General features: G+C 56.8%; 9 protein-coding genes. 1 reads left to right on the top strand and 8 read right to left on the bottom strand.

Annotated features, from left to right (window positions below; translation table 11 throughout):
- Positions 1 to 311: 311 nt before the first annotated feature.
- From KBY66_RS15520 to KBY66_RS15490, 7 genes are all read right to left on the bottom strand, one after another.
- On the bottom strand, positions 312 to 1,640 hold the full coding sequence (locus KBY66_RS15520) for a leucine-rich repeat-containing protein kinase family protein (protein WP_255090530.1): 1,329 nt from the start codon (positions 1,638 to 1,640) through the stop codon (positions 312 to 314).
- 246 nt (positions 1,641 to 1,886) lie between these two features.
- A complete protein-coding gene (locus KBY66_RS15515) occupies positions 1,887 to 2,516 on the bottom strand; it encodes an SAM-dependent methyltransferase (protein WP_255090529.1) in 630 nt (209 codons plus the stop codon).
- A 245-nt stretch (positions 2,517 to 2,761) separates the two neighbouring features.
- Positions 2,762 to 4,027, bottom strand: coding sequence for an esterase-like activity of phytase family protein (locus KBY66_RS15510; protein WP_255090528.1), 1,266 nt, complete (start codon positions 4,025 to 4,027; stop codon positions 2,762 to 2,764).
- Positions 4,028 to 4,245: 218 nt separating this feature from the next.
- Complete coding sequence (locus KBY66_RS15505) at positions 4,246 to 4,413, bottom strand: type II toxin-antitoxin system HicA family toxin (protein ID WP_255090527.1); 168 nt, start codon at positions 4,411 to 4,413, stop codon at positions 4,246 to 4,248.
- A gap of 41 nt (positions 4,414 to 4,454) precedes the next feature.
- Positions 4,455 to 4,664, bottom strand: a complete 210-nt coding sequence (locus KBY66_RS15500) for a type II toxin-antitoxin system HicB family antitoxin (RefSeq protein WP_255090526.1) — start codon at positions 4,662 to 4,664, stop codon at positions 4,455 to 4,457.
- Positions 4,665 to 4,903: 239 nt separating this feature from the next.
- Positions 4,904 to 5,647: an SDR family NAD(P)-dependent oxidoreductase gene (locus tag KBY66_RS15495; RefSeq protein ID WP_255090525.1), complete on the bottom strand. Its 744-nt coding sequence runs from the start codon at positions 5,645 to 5,647 to the stop codon at positions 4,904 to 4,906.
- Between the two features lie 158 nt (positions 5,648 to 5,805).
- Positions 5,806 to 6,606 carry a class I SAM-dependent methyltransferase gene (locus KBY66_RS15490; protein WP_255090524.1) on the bottom strand — a complete coding sequence of 267 codons (801 nt, stop codon included), beginning with the start codon at positions 6,604 to 6,606 and terminating at the stop codon, positions 5,806 to 5,808.
- 130 nt (positions 6,607 to 6,736) lie between these two features.
- Here KBY66_RS15490 and KBY66_RS15485 point away from each other — a divergent pair, with 130 nt between their 5' ends.
- Entirely contained in the window at positions 6,737 to 6,919 is a 183-nt protein-coding gene (locus KBY66_RS15485) for a hypothetical protein (RefSeq protein WP_255090523.1), read from the top strand.
- A 6-nt stretch (positions 6,920 to 6,925) separates the two neighbouring features.
- On the opposite strand, the gene KBY66_RS15480 is transcribed toward KBY66_RS15485, so the two are convergent.
- Positions 6,926 to 7,150 carry a hypothetical protein gene (locus tag KBY66_RS15480; protein WP_255090522.1) on the bottom strand — a complete coding sequence of 75 codons (225 nt, stop codon included), beginning with the start codon at positions 7,148 to 7,150 and terminating at the stop codon, positions 6,926 to 6,928.
- Positions 7,151 to 7,360 lie beyond the last annotated feature (210 nt).

Genomic DNA, 7,360 nt, shown 5'->3' with positions numbered 1-7,360 from the left:
CGGAGATGGGCAAGATTTCGTGTCGCCGGAAAGAGGTTGTCGTCAAAGGCAACCGCAGAGCAGCTCAGGGGGCCTCACCGGCCAACTTGATTGACGCCAAACGGCCAAGGGGCTTGACGCGAGACACTCACCGCTGATCTCAAGGTCCCCTGCCAGAGCTCAGGACAATTGATCTCTTCCTGGAGGAGGTGGTCAACAGGCTGAGGAATAAGTTTGGCGTAGCCATCGATGCCGACTCGAAGGGCAAGGCCAACACCAAGCTGGTCGACGAAACCCTTCGCCGATTGCTGACCGAAGCCTGAACCGCGGGCTTATGGTCGCAGGGATTCCAAGGTTGCGACCAGCTCGGCGAACCGGGGCCGGCTCGCCGCCACTGGCGCCACGCAGCGGAGTTGCAGCGCCTTTAACGACGGGAGGCGCACGTCCAGTTCGGGTTCACGGCGCTCCAGTAATTCGCCAAGCAAACAGCCGAAGGCGCGCACCTCCAGCGCCTCAAACGGATTAGCGCCTCCACTTGCCGGAGGCGGGTAAAAGGAGGCCGCCCCGAAGTCCCCCAAAAAGCAGCCGCCCTCGGGTCGATAAAGGACGTTGTGCGCATAAAAATCCCCGTGCGAAATCCCACGGGCGTGTAGGTGCTCGCCGGCAGCGGCCAAGCCCTTGGCCAGGTCCAGCACCAAGGGCAGGGAGAAACGTAGGCCTTCACCGTAAATGTCCCTCGTGCACGTCGCCAGATTGGGCGGGTCGGCCAGACTCCGAAACCCCGGGTCGACCCACGGCATCACCAAGCCGCTGGTGCCGGCTGGGTGCCCGCTGAGTACACCAATGACCCCGATCAAGTGAGCGTGATTACCCGCAGCCAAACAGGCCGCCATTTCTTCTGCAGGAAACCCGTCACTGGTGACCGCCCCCTTAAACAGTTTCACCGCCACGGGATGCCCGGCTTCCTGCAGCGACGGCTGCCAGTGAGCTTTGTGGATAACTCCCGAGGCACCTTCGCCGAGTTTTTCACCCAACACTAGATCCGTCCATTGCAGGCGGGCCACGGCCGGACTCGGGGCGCGCGGCGCCGCTGAAACCGGATTTCCGCCAAACGCCAACCAGGTCAACCGGGGTAATTGCAGCAGCCACTCCGGCAAAGCCTTGAACCGGTTGGCCGAAATCCGCAGCAGCTCGAGCCCGACGCAGCCGCGCATCGCCTCCGGCAAAACTGCCAGTTGATTGCCAGCCAACATCAGTTTTTGCAGGCGCGCACAGCTGCTGATTGAGTCGGGAAGCGCCGAAATCTGATTATCCGTGAGGATCAACCAGCGCAACCTGGGGGAAATGGCGGCAGCCGCAACCTCGCGAATGCTGTTCGCTTTAAACCCGACCATCTCAAGCTGAACGCACGAGGACAGCACCTCGGGCAGCTGGGTAAAGCGATTTTCCGAGCAGAATAACACCCGTAACTTGCTCAGCCGCGACAAGTCATCCGGGAGCGCGGATAACGAGTTGCCCGAGAGATTCAGAACCTCAAGGGTGTCGGCTAACTCGAAGATTTCCCGCGGAAACTCCTGCAGGTCACAGGCAAGATCCAGCCGAGTGATCCCCTTCAGCTGACCGGAGCGCAAGGCGTCAAGAGTAGCGGTGGTTGTCGTCATGGGTCGAATGGCAGGCCGATTTACCGCAGAAGCAGAAAGCGGGGCGACATCTAAAACCGAAGCCCGTCAGTGCCTGAGCGCCTAAGCGAGCAGGCGCGCAACCTCAGCGCAGCACCGGAATTTTCGCCAGATCGAAACGCTTACGCCATGAATTCGCCATGCCTTGGTCAGATGATAATGCTTTGGCCAACACCGCTAACCGCACCGCTCTTGAGGTGGGTGCCTTCTATCGGACAGTTCTGGCTCCTAGCCATCAGCACGTTGAATCCGCAGCATTTCGCATGCGCCTCTCTGGAACTCGTAGTTCACCCGTTGAATCGACACTTGATGTCCCGCTGCATGCACCATCTCGACGCTCCCATTAAGATGAGGGGAAATCGCACCACCCAATGCAAGAAGTGGAAACACCCTGACTTCTTTAGCAACTCGGCATAGCTCCAGCAGCGAAGAATGGTGAAAAGCCTCGTCCAGCTGTCGGCTATACAAGAAAAGAAGATGCGAGCAGAGGGCCAAGTCGAAATCGCCGTCAGGGAATGGCAGAGATGGTAACTCTAAGTTCAAGTAACGACCCTCAGCCAAGCCGACTGGATAGTCATCCAAGAAAGCTTCCATAGCGGCCATGCGAACCTGCCCGAGCTCCTCAACCGATGTGATAGCTTCCCAACCGAACTCATTCTGGTTCTGCCTAGTCTGATCTATAACTTGCTCATAGGTCGCGGCAATCCTAGCTTCGATATCGGAACTGCTAAATGTATAGATTGGATCGCATGAAACTACCGTTTTGCCTCTTCTGGTGGCTTCGGCATTGAAGCTTGCTGGTCCATCCCCACAGCCAAGGATTCGGCCCACCATGTCAGCACCGGTGAGTGAAAACATTGAAGTGTATTCCTCATATGAGCGACCCCAGGGAACGACTTGATCTAGCGTGAACATAGGCTCTTTGATGAATGGCTAACGCCCGCGGTGAGCCGCCGCGCCACGAGTGAGGCGCTATGAGTAAACACTACCATTGATGCGGTCGGCTCCCGTGCTTTGTAAGCCCTCTTACCTGCACTCGGGGGCCTAGAAAAAGATTCCTGCCACCTTTATTACCCCCTAGCGCCTGAGAGGAAAGTGGAGAATTACTTGGTCGCGAGGTTGAGCACTGTGGGGAGCGTCAACAGGATAAACTCGTTATCATCGGGGGCCTTGCCCGGACGCCGACCACTGCTGAATGGATAGTTGTTGTCATTCGCTACAATGAGCGTCTGTGCATCGACTGGGTACACCGCCTCGATGGTGAGAAACGGGAAGGCGAAGTCCGCCCCAAGCCCAACGGCACCATCTTCAGCTTTGGTCAGGCCTTTGGTGTCGTTGATCGCCATCAGGTCAACGACCAGCGTTTTCGACAAAACGCCATCGGGCGCGGCTTGGCTAAAATCCACTTTGTAGATGCGCTTAAACTTGGCGTCCTTCCCTTGACCGCCATCGCGCTCGATAATCAGGAATTCGGTGTCGTTGATGGCCGTCATATCGCCGATGGCATTGCCGGGGTTGCTCATCGCGTAGAAGTAATGCTTGCGGGTGTATGCTTTTGTCTTGAGGTCAAATTCCTGGATGAGCAGACGGTCCTGGAACGGGTCGAGCGTCATCGCCCCTTCCAGCAAGGGGTACAATATGTCGCCCGTAGCGTTGATTGCCATGCCTTCAAAGCCCTTGCTGCGGCGCTGATTTGAGGCGGTCTGACGTGCCTTCTGGTCAACCAGTTCCACAAAGTCGGGGTGATCGGGCGATTGAAAATATGTCAACCCGTTGGCATAAGGCTTAAGCACATCGGGAATGGGTGTTGGGATCGGTGCTTCCAGCACCTTGCCCGCCGCATCGGTATGCACTAGGAACGGCCCAAATTCCTCTCCAAACCAGAACGTACCATCGGGCGCCTTGCGGAACGATTCCGGGTCGAAGTCTGCGCCGGTCAGTAGGCGATCCTTGGTGTCATTGTTCACGATGGGGAACGGAACCTTTGTATCCGGATCACTTAATGTCGTGAAGTCAACAACCTGGACGGTCTTCTTTTCCCAATCAATCTTCATTTCATCAAAGCTGAGCAGGAAATCAGCGCTGTTGGCTTTCGCTCCGTAGCCGTTATCGGACATGACCAACCAGTTGCCGTTTGCGGCGGGCAGGATCGCACTGAAGCCCTGTACCGGCTGGCTTTTAAACGGGATAGTTCGCCCATTCAGGTCTGATTTCGGATCGATCTTTGCGCCAGACGGCAGGCCGTCGCTGAATGAATCAGCGGGCAGCACAGCGTAACCTTTGAGTGTCACTGCGGGAGCAGCGTCCTGGGCGCGGATCGTCGAATATGTCAGCGCGGCGACCAGACACAACACGAAGATCACACGCATGGCAGTCAAACGAGACATACAAGTGTTCTCCTCTGCGTAAAGGAAATGCAAATGCTATATTGCCAATGACCACTATTGCTGGTGTACCTCCTTTCCACTCCAGTGGAACTCCTGCCTAACGCTTGCCATCACCTGCCCGCCACGAGCCAGGAAGTTCAACAAAGATCATCAGGGGGCGGCTCAGGTGTATGGCATTGTTAGCCGATCTCGCGCCAGCATCACAAATCGCCTGGCTGAAGGCCGGTGTGCTTGGCGATTTGAAACAACATCCTGGGGCCAATCTTTTCGCCATCATGGAATGAAAAGACATTGTCAGCAGAATCTGCATGTTCAAGGGTCTTGTGAGATCCTGACCGACGCTTAACTTCCCATCCAATGGACTGCAAGGCTGCCAATACGTTCTTGGCTTTGGCTGAGGGCTAATTGCTCATGCAGAGAGTGGAAGCGAAAACCGGATGCTGACTGGCTCGGATTCGCCATTTTCAAGCCGATCAGCGATAAAACGAAGGGCTAGGACTTCAGCCTTTGCCATCGCATCAGCGGAGCAACTTCCATAAGCAAGGACTCCAGGCAGCTCCGGCACTTCGGCGATCCAACGACCGTCTACTTCTTGTTCGCACTCCAACGTGAAATTCATGCTTACCTCCCAGCTGATGCCACTGGAGTCAGATCCCAGCTTAGGGCGTATCCGTTCTTCCTGCCTAGCTGGGCGCCCTTCCCAGAGATTCGGCTAACGCCGCCGCTCACTGGCCGTCGCGAAGATGAAGCCGTTCAGCTCAAGCTGATCTGCACGCGGTCGGCGTTTTAGTGGCACCGTTTCTGAGCCCGTATTCCTTCTTGACTACCCTTCCCTGCTGTCGCCTTTCATGGAGACGGCTATAGATTGCCCTTACGCTGTGCGCCATCCACGCTGAGGCACGCCCCTGTAACCCAGCTCGCTCGCTTCGAGCAGAGAAAGACCGCTACGTCACTGACTTCTTCCGGTGTTCCCATGCGTCCCCACGGAATTGTGCCCAAGACCGTGTCGTAGTGCTCGCGATTGCCTTTTTTGACTAGGTCCCAGTAACCGCCTACAAACTCGATCGATCCTGGAGCAAGCGTGTTGACGCGAATTCGCTGTGGTGCCAGCGTGACGGAAAGGGTCTTCGAGTAGCTGATGATCGCCGCCTTCGCCGCCGCATAGGCAGGTGGCGATCCGGCTTCAAGACCGGAATCCGACGAGATAAAAAGCAGACATCCTCCACCTGCTGTGGTCATCCAGGGGACCACCTTCCACGTGGCGCGGACTGACGCCATCAGGTCGATGTTCAGGCTTGCTTCCCACCCGGCAGGATCGTCGGTCATCGCAAGCGCGGATGGATTGTTAACTAAAACGTCGACGCCGCCGAGCTCCCGCCTTGCTTCTTCGAGGAAAGCTTCTAAGCCCGCAGGGTTCCCAATGTCGCATGTCGCCGCGTATGCGGCAACATTATTACTGCGGATCTCTTCCTCCGTCTCGCGCAACGGCCCTGCATTCCGCGCGCAAATCGCCACGTTGGCCCCTTCACGGGCGAACCCCAGGGCGATGTGTTTCCCGATGCCCCTGCTCCCCCCCGTTATAACGACATTCTTACCGCCCATGCCTAAATCCATTGGCCTTTCACCTTTGCATACTCAATTGGGTCGACAGGAAGCAGGCTAACGCCCCCGACTCAGTCGTCGAGGCCCCAACGAGTCTTGTCAGGTTCAGACAAAACCGTTACCGGGCTGCGGTCGCGCAGGTGGCGGAGGTTTGACGGTCAACCCTTGCGCGCGGCAACGAATATTCGTCGGCTATGTGCAAGGTAATCTGTCCCATCTTCAAATCCTAAAGCACGTCGGGCTTCTGTCATTAGAGCCTCCACAGCCTCTTCCCCCATCTTTTGGATCAGAGCTTTCCGGGACGCAATGATCCGCATGTAGAGTGCCCTTCGCTTCGCCTCGGCTCCTGGTATCTCCTCATATGTCTCGATTAGAAATCCTGCGTCGCGCAGCAGCGGGCGATGATCGCTTACTTGTGGAGGGTAACCAGGAGGTGAGAGATCACGGTCCCAATTCGTAAACGCAAACCTCGCCTGGGGTCTCAAGATGCGCGCAATCTCACGCAATGCCGCCTGTTTGTCGGGAACCATCCAAAGCACATCGACACTCATCGCGGCATCAAACGTGTGATTTGCAAATCGCAGAGCGGTAAGATCGCTAACCTCAAATTGGGCTCGCCCTTCAACGTTGAACTCTTTGACGCGGCGGGACGCTTGCTCTATTCCTACACTGGAGAGATCTATTCCTACGAGCGATGCACTTGTCTCACGCGCTACCCAGAGCCCTGGCCCGCCCCGGCCACAGCCCAAGTCTATAAGGGTTGTTCCAGACCCTAAGGAGACTGCCTGCGCAATCCGGCGGAGCAGTGTCAGAGTGACATAGCTGAGAGGGGTGACTTCTTCTGGATAATCGGCTCCATACACTTCGCGGAAGCTTTCACGCAAGGTGGGGCTCTCTGAATAGCTTGCATAGACCGCGTTGAATGCCCGGTCTGATAACTGTTTGTCCAATGAGTTCACATTCCTTCACCTCGCCTGATCGTCGGGAATCTTTGGAAAAGGCTAACGTCCGCGCATAACCTGCGAAACCGCGTTCCAGAACCGTTAAACCTCCGGCCACGGTGGTCGCGGTTTCGGCAGGTTCATGCGCATGTTAGCCGCCGCCGAGCCGAGCCCGTTCAATGGGACGAGCCACGCCGGAACGCAGCTGCGAGCGAAGCGACTCGAGTTCCGTGTTGATCCTCAAGACGTCGCAACGGAAGCGCGTTCCTTGTCGTTGAAACCGAATGACAACGACGGCGTCAACGATCAGAATCCCGATCTGAATCCCTGAATTGAATTAGGCGTCGAAGTAGTCCTTGAGGAGAAAGCAGGCGCCGGCAACAAGAGCAACCACCATGTCCGTGACCCTTCCGCCGAACATCGGCCGCCGCGCCGCAAGCTTCCCCGTCTTAACTTCATGCCTCAGCTCTCGATGATCGGCGTCCTTTCGAGCCGAGAATCTCACAAACCCAAATCTCTTGATTTCAAAGAGCGATACGAACACCAAGAAATCGGCCGCCACAGAGTACTGAGGTTCGACAGGGCTCGCTGCCCAAACAGCCGTGACTCACAGTGGCGCACCAAAGACAGCAATCAGAAGCGAGTCGCCTAGGGAGACTCTGGAAAACCCCACCACCCTGCGCGAGAATGGCCGTGTGATCGCAGGCGTGAACAGGGTTCATGGGCATCAAGCAGCTCGGCTTTGGTGATTACGAGCAGTCCACGGCCAAAA

Source organism: Synechococcus sp. Tobar12-5m-g, from assembly GCF_024345415.1.
In the GTDB taxonomy this organism is placed as follows: domain Bacteria; phylum Cyanobacteriota; class Cyanobacteriia; order PCC-6307; family Cyanobiaceae; genus Regnicoccus.
The sequence above is the reverse complement of the archived record's forward strand: the minus strand, read 5'-3'. Positions and strand labels throughout refer to the sequence as shown.

Coding starts and splice junctions, on each gene's coding strand:
- KBY66_RS15520 (WP_255090530.1), bottom strand. CDS start 1,640: ATGACGACAACCACCGCTACTCTTGACGCCTTGCGCTCCGGTCAGCTG.
- KBY66_RS15515 (WP_255090529.1), bottom strand. CDS start 2,516: ATGTTTTCACTCACCGGTGCTGACATGGTGGGCCGAATCCTTGGCTGT.
- KBY66_RS15510 (WP_255090528.1), bottom strand. CDS start 4,027: ATGCGTGTGATCTTCGTGTTGTGTCTGGTCGCCGCGCTGACATATTCG.
- KBY66_RS15500 (WP_255090526.1), bottom strand. CDS start 4,664: ATGAATTTCACGTTGGAGTGCGAACAAGAAGTAGACGGTCGTTGGATC.
- KBY66_RS15495 (WP_255090525.1), bottom strand. CDS start 5,647: ATGGGCGGTAAGAATGTCGTTATAACGGGGGGGAGCAGGGGCATCGGG.
- KBY66_RS15485 (WP_255090523.1), top strand. CDS start 6,737: ATGTTAGCCGCCGCCGAGCCGAGCCCGTTCAATGGGACGAGCCACGCC.